Below are 16,644 nucleotides of genomic sequence, written 5' to 3' on the forward strand. Positions count from 1 at the left end.
AGCCTGCATTTCAAAAAGAATGTAAATAAATTTGACTAATAGTTTTTATAAGGACAAAGGGGGTAGCAAAATGAGGAGAAAAAATCAAAAATCTTTGCTTGCCTTGCTTTTAATCATGATTGTTAGTTTATTTGCTGTTATATCCGGCTGCTCAGGAGAAGAAAAGAATGTGAAAAGCGCCGGTGAATCTCAAGAAACAAAAGATAAAGAGGAAAAGGTAGTTAGAATCGGATATCAAAAATACGGGACATTAAACATCTTAAAGAAACAAGGAACGCTGGATAAAGCGTTAAAAAGTCACGGATATTCTGTCGAATGGATTCAATTTCCGGCAGGTCCGCAGCTTTTGGAAGGATTAAATGTCGGCAGCATTGATATCGGGCATACTGGCGAAGCGCCGCCGATCTTTGCACAAGCGGCAGGCACTGATTTAGTTTATATTGGTCATGAGCCAGAAAGCCCTCTTTCAGAAGCTATTCTTGTTCCAAAAGATTCACCCATCCGCACTGTTCAGGATTTAAAAGGTAAAAAGGTTGCGCTCAACAAAGGCTCAAACGTCCATTACTTGCTCGTAAAAGCTTTGGAAAAAGCGGGGCTGACCATAAATGATATTGAACCTAAATATCTCGTACCGGGAGATGCAAGAGCAGCCTTTGAACAAGGAAGTGTGGATGCATGGGTCATTTGGGATCCTTTCTTTGCTGTTGCTGAAACGGAGACAGGCGCCAGAGTTTTGGCAGACGGAAAGGATTTAGTGAAAAATAGAGAGTTTTATTTAGCGAGCAGAAAGTTTGCCGAAAATCATAAAGAGGTTATCGATCTGTTATTGGAAGAAATCAATAAAACAGATCAATGGGCTAAAAGTGCTCCAAAAGAAGTTGCAGAACTATTGTCACCTGAATTGGGAATTGATGTTGCTTCGCTTGAAAAAGCAGCTAAAAGAAGAACATATGGTGTTCAGAAAATAAGCGAACAAGTTCTAAATGATCAGCAGGTAATAGCAGATACTTTTCATCAATTAAAATTAATTCCTGAAAAAATCAATGTAAAAGAAGCAGCTTTGGAGGAAACAAACAACTAAATGAAAACAATAGCGAACCGACCAGACAACTGGAGGCTCCTACTTAGCAGAAGCATGCTAAGAAAGGGGCCTTTTTGCGCATTTAAAACCTTGAATGACAGATGAAAATCTAAAAACGAAATGGGTGGAGTGAAAAATGAACATTTTTTGGTTTATTCCAACACATGGTGATGGGCATTATTTAGGTACTACCATTGGAGGACGTACAACCGATTTGTCTTATTTCAAACAAATTGCCCAAGCAGCGGATCGCCTTGGTTACAGCGGGGTACTGATTCCAACTGGAAGATCTTGCGAAGATGCTTGGATTATTGCCTCTGCCTTAATTCCCGTTACGGAAAACTTACGGTTTCTTGTGGCAGTTCGGCCGGGGTTGATGGCTCCTTCCGCTGCTGCAAGGATGGCCTCGACATTTGACAGAATTTCAAATGGACGATTGCTAGTAAACGTTGTAACCGGTGGTGATCCGGTGGAGCTGAAGGGTGATGGAATTTTTTATTCACATGATGAAAGATATGAAGTGACTGACGAATTTTTGACAATTTGGCGAAAGCTGCTTGCAAATGAAAAAGTCGATTTCACAGGTCGTTACTTACAGGTGGAAGGAGGAGACCTTTTGTTCCCGCCAGTGCAAAAACCATATCCGCCTGTCTTTTTCGGCGGTTCATCATTGGCTGGCCAGCAAGTAGCGGCAAAGCATGCAGATGTATATTTAACATGGGGAGAGCCGCCGAAACAGGTTGCTGAAAAACTGAATCAGGTGAAAAAGCTGGCAGAGGAACAAGGAAGAACAGTGCGCTTCGGCATTCGCTTGCATATCATCGTCCGTGAAACGGATGAAGAAGCATGGCAAGCAGCCGAACGGTTAATCAAATATGTGGATGATGAAACGGTCGCTCAGGCACAAAAGGTTTTTGACCGTTTTGATTCAGTAGGGCAGCGCAGGATGTCAGATCTTGTGAAAAGAGACCGCAAGTCGCTTGAAATCAGCCCGAATTTATGGTCAGGAATCGGTCTTGTGCGCGGCGGAGCAGGTACGGCGCTAGTCGGCAGTCCGGAAACAATTGCAGAAAGGATGAAGGAATATGCTGATCTCGGCATCGAGACATTTATTTTATCCGGCTATCCTCATTTAGAGGAAGCATATAGAACAGCTGAACTGTTGTTTCCTCACTTGCCGATAAGCCATGTTCAAAGAAACAGTGAACCACAACCGTTTGGACCATTTGGAGAAATTATTGCCAACAACAGTTTACCAGCAGAAATGGAGAGAATCAGAAAATGAAAAAGTCGTTGTTTTCCGATCAAGTAAAAAAACAATTAATCCCATGGCTTTTGCCTATATTGATTTTAATCATTTGGCAATTGTTATCCTCTAAAGGGATTCTTTCAACAAAAATTCTTCCAGTGCCGTCAGACGTTGTGATGGCAGGAGTGGAGCTCATTCGTTCTGGTGAATTGTTTCAGCATTTGCTGATCAGCTTTAAACGAGCCATAATCGGTTTTTTGATTGGAGGAAGCATTGGCTTGTTTCTCGGCCTTATTAACGGGCTGTTTCCGATCGCAGATAGAATTTTCGATACAACGATTCAAATGGTGCGGAATATTCCTCACCTGGCCATGATTCCTCTTGTCATCCTTTGGTTTGGAATTGGTGAGGAAGCCAAAGTATTTTTAGTAGCAGCTGGAGTGTTGTTCCCGATTTATGTGAATACACTTCATGGCATTCGGTCAGTAGATCAAGGGTTGATTGAAATGGGACGGGTATATGGACTTCGTTCCTGGCTTCTCTTTTGGCAAGTGGTGTTGCCCGGCGCCCTCCCGTCTATTTTAGTCGGAGTTCGATATGCACTGGGGATCATGTGGCTGACGTTAATTGTTGCTGAAACAATTTCCGCAGATTCTGGTATCGGATATATGGCCATGAATGCGAGAGAATTTATGCAAACAGATGTAGTGCTGCTCAGCATTCTTCTATATGCATTATTTGGAAAAATAGCGGATTCAATGGCAAAATGGCTTGAAAGAAAATGCTTAAATTGGAATCCAAATTATCAAAACTTGTAGAGAATGGGGGGATAAATGTGGAATCTCCAACTTTTGGAACTCATCTGCAAATCAATGGTGTAGAGAAACACTTTGGGAATCAGCAAGTTCTGCGCGGAATTGATCTTGAGGTGCAGCCTGGCGAGTTTGTAGCGATCATCGGCCGAAGCGGCTGCGGAAAAAGCACGCTGCTTCGTTTAATTGCCGGATTAGATGAGCCGACAGCTGGTGAGATCAAGGCTAACAGCGAATTGATGAAGGGATTAAATCCGGAGGTTCGCATTATGTTCCAAGATGCCAGACTTTTGCCTTGGAAACGCGTAATTCAAAATGTAGCGATTGGCATGAAAAAAGAAGATTTACCTAAAGCGGAGTTAGCTCTAAAGCAGGTTGGTCTGATCGACAGGGCAAAAGAATGGCCTCACGTTTTATCAGGAGGACAAAAACAACGGGTGGCACTTGCAAGAGCATTAGCAAGCAAGCCAAGGCTGTTGTTATTGGATGAACCATTAGGTGCGTTAGATGCTTTAACACGCATTGAAATGCAGCGTTTGATCGAACGATTATGGAAGGAGCAAGGATTTACAGCTTTGCTGATTACACATGATGTGGAAGAAGCGGTAGCAATGGCAGATCGAGTGGTGTTGATAGAGGATGGAAAAATTGCGATGGATACACCGATTAAATTTCCTCGTCCTAGGCAGCGCGGTAATGCCGCATTTGCAGCCCTCGTCGAAAAGATTTTGCGCCGCGTAATGGGTGAGGAAGAAAACACACCAGCTGTCTATGCAAGGCAATCAACGTAATAAGCTTAATAATCATTAAAGGGGGATTTACTAATGAAAATTATCAGAAAAAGTATGTTTTTAAGTTTGATTTTCCTTTTAGTGCTTTGGATTTCAGGCTGCGGCAGCAAGGAGGAGGCAAATGAGACCTCCAATGCGGAAAAATCAAATGCCAAAGCGGAAGAGGAGACATTACCAGACGAACTTAGAATTGGCTATCAAAAATCATCTATTTTGCTTTTCTTAAAGGAAAAAGGCAGCTTAGAAAAAATTTTGGCTGAAAAAGGAGTTAAAGTCACATGGCATGAATTTCAATCAGGACCGCCATTATTAGAGGCGTTGAATGCAGGAAAAATTGATGTAGGATATGTAGGCGGAGCACCTGCTGTACTTGCAGGAGCCGTTTCAGATTCTGAATTAGCCTATCTTGCCTATGAACCGGAAGTATATCGGGCGATTGTTGTTCCAAAAGATTCACCTATTCAAAAGATAGAAGATTTAAAAGGGAAGAAGGTTGCTTTTGGTAAAGGATCAAGCGCACATTATTTGCTCCTTACTGCTTTAGAGAGTGTAGGGCTGACTTTGAATGATATTACTCCTGTCTATTTACAGCCTTCAGATGCTAGAGGAGCTTTTGAACGCGGCAATGTGGATGCATGGGTGATTTGGGATCCATATCTTGCGGACGCAGAAGAAAGTGGAGGTGCTAGAATCATTGCCGATGCAAAAGGTCTCCCGCGTCAATATGGATTTATTGTAGGAAGACGCGATTATTTTCAAGAAAATCGTGAACTTCGAAATTTAGTGATCAGTGAACTAGAGAAGGTTCACAAAGAGATTCAAGCAGACAAACAAGGGGCTGCCGAAAACTTTTCACAGAAAACTGGCATTTCGAAAGATGTATGGAAGCAAACTTTGGAAAGAAGAGAATATGGAGTATTTGACATCACACCTGAAGTGGTGGATGCCCAACAGAAGCTTGCAGATACTTTTTTAGAGGCAGGATTGATAAACGAGAAAATAAATGTGCAAGATGCTGTTCTTTCAGATTAACGAAGCAAGAAAGTGGTCATTTCATGCTTTATAAGTTATAATGACCCTGAAACGGAATGTTCAAAAGAAAGATCCATGCGATAACGATTGACAAGCGCAAATAGTTGTCCTTTTACAAATGGAGGTGTTTATCCCTCCATTTGTTTTTGTGGAGAACAGTTGTCCTTATCTTCACGGAAGCGGTAATGGCCGGTTTGCAAGCGGGCTGTCTGTGAACCTTGAGGCCGTTTTTCTTTTCAAAATTTTTTTCATTGAATGAGATAATCTTTTCGCTGCGGGAAAGGATGTAATGAATGGAAATTACCCGTAAAAATCCAAACTCGTTTTTAACGAAAACAAACGGCTATTTGCAAGGGTATTCGTACAGTTTAAATCCGTATGTCGGCTGTTCATACGGCTGCCATTATTGTTATGTACAAAAGCTTCCAGTCGCATTGTTTAAGAAAAAAGAGTGGGGAACATGGGTTGAAATAAAGGATGAAAAGCCAAACCAATTTTTAGGCGAATTGAAGCGGGCCAAGAAGAAAGGGAAAGTGACGATTTTCATGTCATCCTCAACAGACCCTTACCAGCCGCTGGAAGCGAAGGAATTACGAACAAGAAGGCTCCTTGAAGTGATAGCAGAAATGCCTCCGGACTTTTTATTTGTCCAGACGAGAAGCCCGCTTGTCACTAGAGATATTGATATCTTTCAAAAATTGGGGGATCGGGTGCTTGTCAGCATTACCGTTGAAACGGACAGAGATGATGTGCGCAAAATTTTTTCTCCAAAGGCGCCGCCGATTCAAGCTAGGATCAATGCGCTTAAAAAACTAAATGAAGAGAACATTCCGTCACAGGCGGCAGTTTCTCCTGTACTGCCTTTTTCTCCTAATTTTACGAATCTATTACGGAATGCGACGAAACGAGTCTGTTTAGATGATTTCTTTTTAGGAGATGGAAGCGGCGGAAGACGATCACAGGCGCTCGGTTTGTCAAAGCTTTTTTCGCAAATTGGAGAAGAAGAATGGTTTTCCCCTGAAAACATCGAATATGTGAAAGACTTATTTTTACATGTGTTTGCGAAAGATCAGCTGTTCATTTCTAGGCAAGGCTTCATTCCGCCCGATGGGAGTCATGAAGAATGATCGATTCTCATATTCATTTGGATCAATACGATCCAAAAACTATTGATGAGCAAATCAAAAAGTGGCAGGAAGCGGGCATTACTCATGTTGTGGCCGTTTCAACCGATTTAACATCCGCCTATAAAACGCTTGAATTGAAGCAGAAACATGAAGATTTTATTATAGCAGCTGCCGGCTTTCACCCTGAACAGGAGATTCTTGAAGAACGGGAGCTTGAAGAGCTTCTATCGCTGATTCGAACAGAGAGGGCGATTTCAGCTGTCGGGGAAATTGGTTTGCCGTATTATGAAAAAGAGCGATTATTTGCAAAGTATTCGGAACAAACTTATATAGATGTCTTGAAGGAATTTTTGAAAATCAGCGTTGAACATTCACTGCCAGTTGCCTTGCATGCAGTTCATGAAGATGCGGAAAAAGCTTTCCATCTTTTGCAAAAACATCAAGTGAAAAAAGCGCATTTTCATTGGCTTAAAGCGGCATCATCTGTAGTGAAGGAAATTTGTAAACAACACTATTATATTTCTGTGACTCCGGAAGTTTGCTACCGCCTGCGCGATCAGCAGCTTGCTGAACAAGTTCCGATGGATCAGCTGCTTATTGAGACGGACGGCCCTTGGCGGTATGGGGGAGCGTTTAAAAATGTTGACACAACCCCGTTATTTTTAAAGGAAATTTGCCGCAAATTGGCGAATATTAAAAAGAGGCCGCGTGAAGATATTGTGCGCACAACTGCAAATAATGCGAAAAAACTTTATCTTAATTGGGGGTAGAACATGAAGCTTGTCACTGCAAATATTCACGACAGAACGTTTATCGGACTAATTTTTAACGAAGATTCGGTTATTGATATTCAAAAAGCGGAACTGAAGCTTTATGAATCGGAAATATCGCCTGCATCGCTGCAAGCGTGCATTGAAATGGGTGAAAAATTTGTCCGCCATATTGAAGCATTACAGGAATGGGTTGCGAAGGAAAAAGAAAGGGAGACATATGTCTATCCGCTGTCAGCTGTTAAACTCCAAGCACCGATTCCACGGCCGAAGAAAAACATTATGTGCGTCGGTAAAAACTACCGTGACCATGTTGCGGAAATGGGAAGCGAAAGTGATATTCCTTCCGATTTGATTCTGTTTTCCAAACCTTCAACTTCCGTTATTGCTCATGAAGGAGAAATTGATCCTCATCTTTATTTAACCGACGAACTTGATTATGAAGGGGAACTTGCAGTTGTCATTGGGAAAAAAGGAAAACAAATTCGCGAAGAAGAAGCCTATGACTACGTTTTTGGATATACGATCATCAATGATGTCACAGCAAGAGATTTGCAAGCTCGCCACAAACAATATTTTTTAGGAAAAAGCTTGGATACATCATGCCCGATGGGACCGTATATTGTACATAAATCGGCTGTTTCGAATCCACAGCATCTGTCTATCGAGACGAAAGTTAATGGCGAAATTCGGCAGCAAGCCAATACAAATCAAATGATTTTCCCGATTAAACGGATCATTTCCATCATTTCTCAAGGCATGACTCTTGAACCGGGAGATATCATTGCAACAGGTACACCTGCGGGAGTCGGAAAAGGCTTCAATCCGCCGAAATTATTAAAGCCTGGCGACACTGTCGAAATTACGGTAGAAGGAATTGGCACGTTGAGAAATAAAGTCAAGGAAATTTAATAGCGAAAGGACGGGCAAGAGTGAGCCCCTTTAATCTTTCGTTTTAGTGCGTCTTTGTCAATTTAGTGAAATCATTTTATTTATCATAGTAATTGCTATGTTTTTGGATGATCATTTGATATGATGAATGTGGACTTGCAAGTATAGATGGGGGAGGGCATTTATGACACATTTGCATATTACATCATGGGTCATTTTGCTGATTTTGTTTTTCATTGCCTTTGCCAAACCTTCAAAAGGTTTGCATATGGCTGTGCGAATCTTTTATTTAATCGTGTTGGCAACTGGACTTGAATTAATTTTCCGCTATAATGTGTTCAGCATGGCCAACTATGTAGGGGAATATGTCGCTAAAATTTTCCTTGCCATTGTTTTGATCGGGCTTATGGAAATGGTTTTGGGCAAAAAGAAGAGAAACGAATCGTCCAAAGGCATTTGGATCGGCTTTTGGATTGTGCTGATTCTCGTCATTTTGCTTGGATTTAGACTGCCTCTTACTTTTTAAAAAATATGTTGATGCAAAAATATAGGAGCGTATTTCGCAGGGGCTGTCTTAGAAAGTCAAATCGCCATTGAAAACAAAAAATCATAAACACCGATATATATCAACGTTTCTAAAACATTAATGGGGGCGTCAATAAGCCGTAAAAACGACTTATTAGACACCCCCCTATTATTTTTCTTTCTTGTCTTTGACAAGAAAAACCAGCCTTAAAAAAACATCCAAATCCTATAATTATTAGAATTATATGGCCTATATTTTATATCATCAATGGTTAATGAAAATAAAAAAGCTCCAAGCAAAATAAATGGAATAGCTAATAACCACCCCAAATTATGAAACTCCCCTTATCTCGTTTTTTATTAAGGCTTGAATATTAATTCGATATGAGTTCATTGAAACCTTGCTAATCGCCAAAAAGTTGGACGAAATTCCATGATTGGAAAAAAGTTTCAATGCAGGCGATGCTTACGTTTACTTTCTTTTTGTAAATATCCTAATGTTTTAGGTTCATATTTTTGTTTTTATAAACATTTTTCTGTAGCGCAGTCTACATTGATGTTGGGCAGCCGGTCTGTTTCGCCCATCATTGAATAAATACTTAGCCACAGGATGACAATTCGAACGAATAGCATCTTTTTGAATATCCAGCATTATCAGGCTGCAGCTGTTTTTTATGTGTCTCCTTAAAAAATTTAAATGACTATTTCTGCACTCTCCCTATCAATTGCAAAGCTTTCATTACTCCGACTGTCTTAAAAGTACTTTTTAACTAAATCCTTTTTTCCTTGAATTGCAGTTATGAAATAGAGCTGACAAAGCTTCGTTCCCCTGTGCTTACAGTGAATTCAAACAGGTCTTTTTGTTTGTCTCCCCGATGGAAAAAATGCTGAACCGCACAAAGAGAATCCGTATTATCAAATATAAAAACAGAAGCGCCTTTCATCGGTTTGTTTCCATGGTGATACAACAATTGATTGTGGCAGTAGATGATGTCATAAACGGAAAAGGATAAAGCATTTAAATGGTGTACAAACATTATAAAGCTTTCATCATCCAATTCATTTAAAAAACAATGAAATGCATAGGGGAATGTCTTCTTGATTCGAATTTTTCCGCCTGACCGCAAGTATTCTTCCTTATTATGTCCAATATCAACCCATCGGCCGTTTTTCAAAAGTTCAATGTGCTGATCGTTTAAATCATCAAGAGAAATCTGTTCATCATCTTCATCATCGATCAAAATCGGTTTTGCTTGAAGCATTTCAACGGTTGCAGTCCGAAAACTCCTTTTTTGTTTATGGAGAAGGTCATTTTTTACGTCCGAAAACAATATGAACACCTCAATACTTTTTATTGATTGTTTTAGACAAAATGCTTTCTTTTTATACAAATGGGCAGGTAACATTGAACTTTTTTTGCATACAATAGCTACATCTTTCATGTTATAGATAGTGGGGTGATAAGCATATGTGTGGAATTGCTGGCTGGGTAAATTTTCAACAATCACTTTTCCAAAATACTGAAATAATGGAAGACATGATTGATACGTTAAGCAAAAGAGGGCCTGATGATACAAATATTTGGGGAAAGAAGCACGTATTGTTCGGGCATAAAAGACTTGTTGTCATTGACCCGGAATGCGGTCGACAGCCGATGACAAAACAAAAAGAAGATAATTCCTACACGATTTGTTATAACGGCGAGCTATACAATACGGAAGATATTCGCAAAGAATTATTGAAAAAAGGCTATACGTTTCGCGGCCACTCAGATACGGAAGTTCTTTTAGCTTCATACATGGAGTGGAAAGAAGAATGTGTGCACCATTTAAACGGAATTTATGCTTTTGCCGTTTGGGATTCAGCAGATGAAAAATTATTTATAGCACGCGACCGTCTTGGCGTTAAACCGCTCTTTTTTTATGAAAACAACGGTAATTTTCTGTTCGCTTCTGAAATAAAAGCCCTTTTAGCCAACCCTGAAGTCGATGCTTTGCTCGATCAGGAAGGGCTGCAAGAAATTATGGCGCTGGGGCCGTCGAGATCTCCCGGTTCAGGCGTTTTTAAAGGAATCGAAGAGCTTAGACCCGCCCATGCCCTCGTTTTTAATCGAGATGGCTTAAAAATATGGAGGTATTGGAACGTTAAAAGCCATCCGCATGAGGATTCTTTTGAAGAAACGGTCGAAAAAGTGCGTGAATTACTAATAGATGCCGTCACAAGACAGCTTGTCAGCGATGTTCCGCTATGCACGTTTTTATCGGGAGGATTGGATTCGAGCGCCATTACAGCGATTGCCGCCAGGACATTTGAAAAGGAAGGAAAGGGGCATCTTCATACTTATTCAATTGATTACGAAGGGAATTCTGAGTATTTTCAACAAAGCGAGTTTCAGCCGAATGCTGATGCCTACTGGATTCATTTAATGAAGGAATCTTTTCAAACCATTCATCACGAATGTATCATGACACAGGAAGAGCTTGTCTCATATTTGCAGGAAGCAGTTGAAGTCCGTGATCTTCCGGGGATGGCGGACGTCGATTCTTCACTTCTTTGGTTTTGCCGGCAAATTAATAAGGACTTTGTCGTGAGCTTGTCGGGAGAATGTGCGGACGAAATTTTCGGCGGATATCCGTGGTTTTATCGTCCTGAGGAATTGGCAAGAGAAGGATTTCCGTGGATTCGTTCATTAGATGAGCGGATCAAGCTGCTCCGGAACGATTGGCAAAAAAAGCTGAATATAAAAGAATATGCTTTAAGGCAATATGAAAAAACGATTGAAGAAACACCTGTTTTAGATGGAGAACCTGAAACGGAAAGAAAAAGGCGGGAGCTTTTTTACTTAAATATGATATGGTTTATGACAACATTGCTTGACCGAAAGGATCGCATGAGCATGGGGGCATCGCTTGAAGTGCGCGTTCCGTTTGCAGATCACCGGCTTGTCGAATACGTCTGGAATATTCCGTGGGAATGGAAACGATATGGCGATCGGGAAAAAGGCCTATTACGGAAAAGCTTAGAAGATCTTTTGCCGAAGGAGGTTGTCTACAGGAAAAAAAGCCCGTATCCGAAAACACATCATCCGAAATATACGAAGCTTGTAAAAGAACAGCTTGAAAACGTATTGGCCATGAAAGACTCCATATTGCACGAGCTTTTCGATGGGAATGCATTAAATAAATTAGTAGAGACAGACGGTGCATCTTTTCAACGCCCATGGTACGGACAGCTGATGACGGGACCGCAGCTGTTAGCCTATCTTTGGCAAATTCACATTTGGTTTGAAAAGTACCGGATTAATATCATTTGATGAATTTAGGGAAAATGAGGATGTCTTAGAAAGTCAAATCGCCATTGAAAACAAAAAATCATAAACACCGATATATCAACGTTTCAAACACATTAATGGGGGCGTCAATAAGCCGTAAAAACGACTTATTAGACACCCCCCTTGCTTTTTATAATAAAGAAGGACAAACATGTTCAGCATGTTATAATGTTTTTATAATGAAATTCAAAAATGATCTGCAAGGGGAGCGGGAGGGGAGAGATATATAAACATTTTGTAGAAACTGAATGATTCATCGGTAGAAAAAAGATTTTTATGAAAATGATGAACGTTTTCAAAAAATTTTCTAATGTCTAGGAATCAAGCAGGGAGAGAAGCTTACAATAAGATCCGAATTTGGCCTGGTACGGTTCATGTTGTAAGATAATAGTTCAAGAAGATCATGAATGAAAAATTAACTGACCTAACTTTTTGAATACGTTGACGAACTGTTTGATCGTGGCGCAATCCAGGCAAAATGATGTAGGTAACGCAATGATTTCAAACATGTAAACTTATTTTTCAGTTAGCATGGAAGGAATAAAGGCTCTTTCAAATGAAACGGGGATAAGCCAGCGAGTGATTCGCGAGGCTTATAAAGAAAAACTCATCGGAAAAGGGGATAAATCCCATCAAACATTACATACATTCGATGAGAAGATTGACAGCAAACCAAAACAGATGCAACACCGCTTGCCGATTTTGCGGAAGAGTTGAAGCGGCGAACTTAGATGAATTGAGCGACAAGCATGGATTTTGCTGACATAAGGAGGATTTTGACGAGTGAAAAAAGGATTGATCTTCATTTTGTGTGTTTCATTGCTTTTTTGTTTTTCAGCGACTGCTAGCGCTGTAAACTTGCAGGATGAGTCAATTTATCACGTAGCAGTTGACCGCTTTTACAATGGAACGACGGCCAATGACGGCGAAAGAAAGGGCGGTCTTGAACATTTTCTTGGGGGTGACTTGCAAGGGGTGATCAAAAAGCTGGATTACATAAAAGGAATGGGCTTTACAATCGTTTCATTATCACCAATATTTCAAAATGAGGCAAACGGCTTTCATGGGAAATGGGTGAAAGACTTTAAAAAAGTGGACGAGCATTTTGGAACAATGCAGGATTTAAAACAGCTGACAAAGGAAGCACATAAACGTGATCTAAAGGTCATGATAGATTTTGTTTTCGAAACAGGACCGAACCACCCTTGGCTGTCTGATCCAGCTAAAAAAGAATGGTTTGTTGAAGGAAGTACGACATTCGATGTTTCCCGCCCCGATGTTCAAGCATTTATAATCGATGTCGCTAAATGGTGGATCAAACAAAGTGATATTGACGGGTATCGGTTGATTGACGCGAATCGAACTGGACCTCAATTTTTAAAAAAAATGGCTGAAGAAGTTAAGTCTGTCAAAAAAGATTTCGTTTTAGTGGCAGATATTGGCGGGGGTGATCCGAATACATATCAAAACAGTGGAATCGATGCCGTGATGAATACCTCTTTTGCGAAAAATGCGCAAAAATCATTTTCGAATGTGGATGAACCGCTTTCAGGATTGGACGGGTTTGCGCAATCCAATCTGCCTGTCGTTTCGTTTTTAGATGACGAGGATATCGTTCGTTTTACAAGAAAAGCTGTTGAGAATGAAGCGTTTCCAGTGACAAGATTAAAACTTGCCTTGACGTATTTATATACTTTACCGGCTGTTCCTTTTGTTTATTACGGGACGGAGATTGCATTGGATGGCGGAAATGGAGCAGTCAATTATCGGATGATGGATTTTCGCACGAGCACCGAAATAGTCGAGTACATAACAAATTTAGCCGACATTCGCAAAATCCTGCCTTCTCTCCGAACAGGGCAATATCATTTGTTGTATGAAAAGGACGGCATGCTCGTTTATCAATTAAAAAGCGGTGATGAAACATCCATTATTGCCATTAACAACACATCGCAAACAAAAAGCGTAACGATCGGATTTCGATATTTGCCGGATAATCACGAATTGAGAGGGTATTTAAAAGGGGGAAGCATAAAAAGTTCAAAGGACGGATACACGATCACTTTGGAACGGGAAACATCGGAGATTTTTAAACTGGACGAACAAAAAGGCGCGAGCATCCCTTTTATTTCCATTTTGATCGGAGTCCCAGTTTTGTTTATCCTTTTCTTATATGCCGCATATAAAAAAGGGAAGGGAAAACAGCCGTCGTAAAATGCAAAATAAAAAGCTGATCCCTTAAAGGTGCAAAAAAAGGACAAACTCGTCTTGATTTGCCATTTTTAAGCTGCTTCTATGTACACATAGGCTTTAAACAGGAATTTTTCAACTGAAAGCTTCGGGGCGGAAAGTTCGCCTAGCACATCTTCCTTTTCATATTGAGATGTTGGAAAAGAAGCCTAATTCTTCCTTTTTGAACGCAAAAAAGCCCCTTCCTCATATCAAGACGCTGGAAAAGGAGCGGCTCCATTTAAAGTGGGTAAAACAATATTGATCAATGGATAACAGATTAGGAAAGAGGGCTTCTTATCAATAGCTTGTGAATTTGGAACAAGCTTTTGCTCGCTTTTTCGTTGTGACGTTTGTATTTTAATTTTAAAGGATGCAATGTTTTTTCACGTTTATGTTGTAGGCTTGTGCTTTTTCTCATAAGATGGGAGTAATAGAAAAAGGGGAGGAGAAATGTATGAAGCCGCTTCGCTTACGGGGGCATCATTTATTATGTGTGCACGGATTTCGCGGAATGGGATATAGTCCATCGTTTGTAGAGAAGATGTGGGAAGTAGTTACAAAAATTCGTGATGAAGAGCAAGACTTTCCCATTCAAGTCGTCTCTGCACTTGATGATGCGTGCATGGCATGTCCGCACCATGGAGAATCGACGTGCCAAGCGGATCCGAATTCAAATGAGCATGTGATTTCCATGGATCAAAAAGTAATCCGCCATTTAGGCATTGAAGAAAATGGGATTTACTTAAAATCGGAATTAATGGGGCTCACGGCCCAAAAAGTAGTCCCTGACGACTTAGATTACTTATGTGCGAATTGCTCCTGGCTTCCGCACGGTGTATGCAAAGAAGGCATCGCCAATGTCCGTAACGGGAATATTGCGCAAAAGGAAGCTAAGTAGCTTTTTTCGGTTTTCGTCACTGCCAAATCTGTCAGTGTAGCTGATTACGGCTTTTCAAAATTATTGGTGCATATTGGCGCAATCTTGTTGAAATTTTGTACTCTTTTTCGTCTTCGTCATCTTTTACATAATCCAAGTATTAGCGAAACCATGTTGAGATTTTGCCCCTGTTAAGCAGGAAATAGCCTCTGCGTGGAAATAGCCGAGCGACAATTCGGCTATTCTAATTTTAAACACGGAGGCTATGCTTCTTCACTATAATATTGCAAGCTTTGTAGAAAGCTGTTTCCGTTTCTTTTCTATAGGAATCATGAATGAAGATGTCATAAAGGTTTGCAACATTTGTTGTCCTATGGATCATAAGCTGTCAGCTTAAAAGAAGGGTGCTTCCATGACGATTTTTCTTTCGAGCTCGGGAACTGGATTAATAAGTTGGAGGAAAACTAGATTGTTTGAAACGCTCTGTATCGGACGACGATAAGATTTGAATTAATAAGTTGGAGGCAAACGGATTGAGCAGCACTTCACCGTTTTTATACTCTTTCACTAGGGATTCGCACTGTGATCGAAGTTGACCAACACCAGTAGGCTCCTAAATTAAAAGTCTGATGGAAGGTGCCATTTTTATAAAAATTTGAAAGGCTCGTCTTGTTTTAAAACAAACAGACGAGCCTTCTTTTCGTAAAGGTGAAAATAGATTGCAAAGACATTTTTTTAGCCTTGATGAAGAAATTTCACGCAAACCGGATCAGGCACGGAAATTTCTGATGGCAAGCGTGTCAATTTGCCGGTTTCAGGATCGCGTTCAAATAAGACGGCGTTGCTTGATTCTTGGTTTGTGGCGATCACAAATCTTTCTGTCGGATCGAGGACAAAGTCTCTAGGCCAATGGCCGCCGGTGCTTGTCCATTCAACAAATTCAAGCTTGCCACCATCATTTTCTACCTTGAAAACAGCAATGCTGTCATGGCCGCGGTTAGCAGCATAAACGAACTTGCCGTCGGAAGAAATGTGAATGGCGCTGCCTTGGCTGTTTTCTGCGAAATCTTCCGGAATTGCTGGGATGTATTGCAGCTCTTGAAAACTTCCTTCATCTGCATTATAAGAAAGAACGATCACTTCATTGCTTAATTCCGTCATCACGTAAGCGAATTTTCCGTTTGGATGAAAGACGATATGGCGAGGGCCGCTTCCAGGTTTAACAGAAAGGCTGCTCACCTTCTTTAAAACACCTTGATCACAAGAGTAGGTAATAATTTGGTCAATTCCTAAATCAACAGCTACAACATATTTTTCATCTGGTGTAAACCCCGAATAGTGAGCGTGCGGTTTTTCTTGCCTTTCAAGATTAGGGCCTGAACCTGTATGTTCTGCAACGCTTGCCGCTGGATTTGCGCTTTTGTCTTCATTCAGCAAGTAAGCCTCGATCGTTCCGCGATGGTAATTAGCGGTGACGACGAAATGGTTTGCTTTGTTGACGCTGACGTGGCACGGAGAAGGTCCTTCCGTCACTTGCTGGTTGATGCTTTGCAGATCGCCTGTTTGTTCGTCAATGGAAAAAACAGCAAGTCCCCCTGAATTTCCGTCTTTAACAACCGAATATAAATTTTGATTGTCTTTGGAAATCGCGACATATGTCGGATTGTCAAGCTCTGCTGCTACTTTAGCTTCACTAAGCTCTTTTTTCTCAGTGTCCAAAGTAAATTTGTAAATGCCTTTGCTTTCACCTTTCGTATATGTACCGATATAACCGATGAATGGATTTGCCACGAAACATGCTCCTTTCAAATATACTTTTCTAGAATTATATCATGGAAATTCTCCTATTTTTCTATTTTAAAATGAACGAAAATTAGACAAAAATTTACAAATAATTAAAATCAACTAAATATTTCGATATTACAA

The 16,644-nt window shown here is 40.6% G+C and carries 14 protein-coding genes; 12 read left to right on the forward strand and 2 right to left on the reverse strand.

All coding sequences use genetic code 11. The features are described 5' to 3' along the window. Positions 1-70 precede the first annotated feature (70 nt). The 9 genes from NSQ84_RS04925 (at position 71) to NSQ84_RS04965 (ending at position 8,279) form a co-directional block, all read left to right on the forward strand. Positions 71-1,081, forward strand: coding sequence for a sulfonate ABC transporter substrate-binding protein (locus tag NSQ84_RS04925; protein ID WP_130158334.1), 1,011 nt, complete (start codon positions 71-73; stop codon positions 1,079-1,081). Between the two features lie 136 nt (positions 1,082-1,217). Further along, entirely contained in the window at positions 1,218-2,366 is a 1,149-nt protein-coding gene (ssuD, locus tag NSQ84_RS04930; protein ID WP_066250608.1) for an FMNH2-dependent alkanesulfonate monooxygenase, read from the forward strand. Then, entirely contained in the window at positions 2,363-3,148 is a 786-nt protein-coding gene (gene ssuC, locus NSQ84_RS04935) for an aliphatic sulfonate ABC transporter permease SsuC (RefSeq protein WP_066250605.1), read from the forward strand. Before ssuD ends, ssuC begins: the two co-directional genes overlap by 4 nt. A gap of 17 nt (positions 3,149-3,165) precedes the next feature. Then, positions 3,166-3,933, forward strand: a complete 768-nt coding sequence (locus NSQ84_RS04940; protein ID WP_235600403.1) for an ATP-binding cassette domain-containing protein — start codon at positions 3,166-3,168, stop codon at positions 3,931-3,933. Positions 3,934-3,966: 33 nt separating this feature from the next. Continuing rightward, on the forward strand, positions 3,967-4,965 hold the full coding sequence (locus tag NSQ84_RS04945; RefSeq protein ID WP_186439323.1) for an aliphatic sulfonate ABC transporter substrate-binding protein: 999 nt from the start codon (positions 3,967-3,969) through the stop codon (positions 4,963-4,965). A 293-nt stretch (positions 4,966-5,258) separates the two neighbouring features. Further along, positions 5,259-6,092: a radical SAM protein gene (locus NSQ84_RS04950; protein ID WP_311067021.1), complete on the forward strand. Its 834-nt coding sequence runs from the start codon at positions 5,259-5,261 to the stop codon at positions 6,090-6,092. Further along, positions 6,089-6,862, forward strand: a complete 774-nt coding sequence (locus tag NSQ84_RS04955; RefSeq protein ID WP_327873806.1) for a TatD family hydrolase — start codon at positions 6,089-6,091, stop codon at positions 6,860-6,862. Before NSQ84_RS04950 ends, NSQ84_RS04955 begins: the two co-directional genes overlap by 4 nt. A gap of 3 nt (positions 6,863-6,865) precedes the next feature. Continuing rightward, on the forward strand, positions 6,866-7,774 hold the full coding sequence (locus NSQ84_RS04960; RefSeq protein ID WP_063386644.1) for a fumarylacetoacetate hydrolase family protein: 909 nt from the start codon (positions 6,866-6,868) through the stop codon (positions 7,772-7,774). Between the two features lie 163 nt (positions 7,775-7,937). Continuing rightward, positions 7,938-8,279 (forward strand): YisL family protein, encoded by a 342-nt coding sequence (locus NSQ84_RS04965; protein ID WP_063386645.1) that lies wholly within the window; start codon positions 7,938-7,940, stop codon positions 8,277-8,279. Between the two features lie 796 nt (positions 8,280-9,075). Here NSQ84_RS04965 and NSQ84_RS04970 read toward each other — a convergent pair. Beyond that, positions 9,076-9,609 (reverse strand): DUF2777 family protein, encoded by a 534-nt coding sequence (locus NSQ84_RS04970; protein WP_066250595.1) that lies wholly within the window; start codon positions 9,607-9,609, stop codon positions 9,076-9,078. Positions 9,610-9,746: 137 nt separating this feature from the next. Between NSQ84_RS04970 and asnB the strand changes: the two genes are divergently transcribed. From asnB to NSQ84_RS04985, 3 genes are all read left to right on the forward strand, one after another. Further along, complete coding sequence (asnB, locus tag NSQ84_RS04975; protein WP_066250593.1) at positions 9,747-11,591, forward strand: asparagine synthase (glutamine-hydrolyzing); 1,845 nt, start codon at positions 9,747-9,749, stop codon at positions 11,589-11,591. Between the two features lie 801 nt (positions 11,592-12,392). Further along, complete coding sequence (locus tag NSQ84_RS04980; protein ID WP_339212283.1) at positions 12,393-13,823, forward strand: alpha-amylase family glycosyl hydrolase; 1,431 nt, start codon at positions 12,393-12,395, stop codon at positions 13,821-13,823. 472 nt (positions 13,824-14,295) lie between these two features. After that, entirely contained in the window at positions 14,296-14,739 is a 444-nt protein-coding gene (locus tag NSQ84_RS04985) for a DUF1284 domain-containing protein (RefSeq protein ID WP_066250588.1), read from the forward strand. A gap of 714 nt (positions 14,740-15,453) precedes the next feature. Here the strand turns inward: NSQ84_RS04985 and NSQ84_RS04990 are convergent. Continuing rightward, entirely contained in the window at positions 15,454-16,509 is a 1,056-nt protein-coding gene (locus NSQ84_RS04990) for a lactonase family protein (RefSeq protein ID WP_066251560.1), read from the reverse strand. Positions 16,510-16,644 lie beyond the last annotated feature (135 nt).

The organism is Aeribacillus sp. FSL K6-3256 (assembly GCF_037965805.1).
In the GTDB taxonomy this organism is placed as follows: domain Bacteria; phylum Bacillota; class Bacilli; order Bacillales; family Aeribacillaceae; genus Aeribacillus; species Aeribacillus composti.

What these genes read in the sequence shown, in the direction of transcription:
- NSQ84_RS04925 (WP_130158334.1), top strand. Translation starts at nt 71, where the DNA reads ATGAGGAGAAAAAATCAAAAATCTTTGCTTGCCTTGCTTTTAATCATG.
- ssuD (WP_066250608.1), top strand. Translation starts at nt 1,218, where the DNA reads ATGAACATTTTTTGGTTTATTCCAACACATGGTGATGGGCATTATTTA.
- ssuC (WP_066250605.1), top strand. Translation starts at nt 2,363, where the DNA reads ATGAAAAAGTCGTTGTTTTCCGATCAAGTAAAAAAACAATTAATCCCA.
- NSQ84_RS04945 (WP_186439323.1), top strand. Translation starts at nt 3,967, where the DNA reads ATGAAAATTATCAGAAAAAGTATGTTTTTAAGTTTGATTTTCCTTTTA.
- NSQ84_RS04950 (WP_311067021.1), top strand. Translation starts at nt 5,259, where the DNA reads ATGGAAATTACCCGTAAAAATCCAAACTCGTTTTTAACGAAAACAAAC.
- NSQ84_RS04955 (WP_327873806.1), top strand. Translation starts at nt 6,089, where the DNA reads ATGATCGATTCTCATATTCATTTGGATCAATACGATCCAAAAACTATT.
- NSQ84_RS04960 (WP_063386644.1), top strand. Translation starts at nt 6,866, where the DNA reads ATGAAGCTTGTCACTGCAAATATTCACGACAGAACGTTTATCGGACTA.
- NSQ84_RS04965 (WP_063386645.1), top strand. Translation starts at nt 7,938, where the DNA reads ATGACACATTTGCATATTACATCATGGGTCATTTTGCTGATTTTGTTT.
- asnB (WP_066250593.1), top strand. Translation starts at nt 9,747, where the DNA reads ATGTGTGGAATTGCTGGCTGGGTAAATTTTCAACAATCACTTTTCCAA.
- NSQ84_RS04985 (WP_066250588.1), top strand. Translation starts at nt 14,296, where the DNA reads ATGAAGCCGCTTCGCTTACGGGGGCATCATTTATTATGTGTGCACGGA.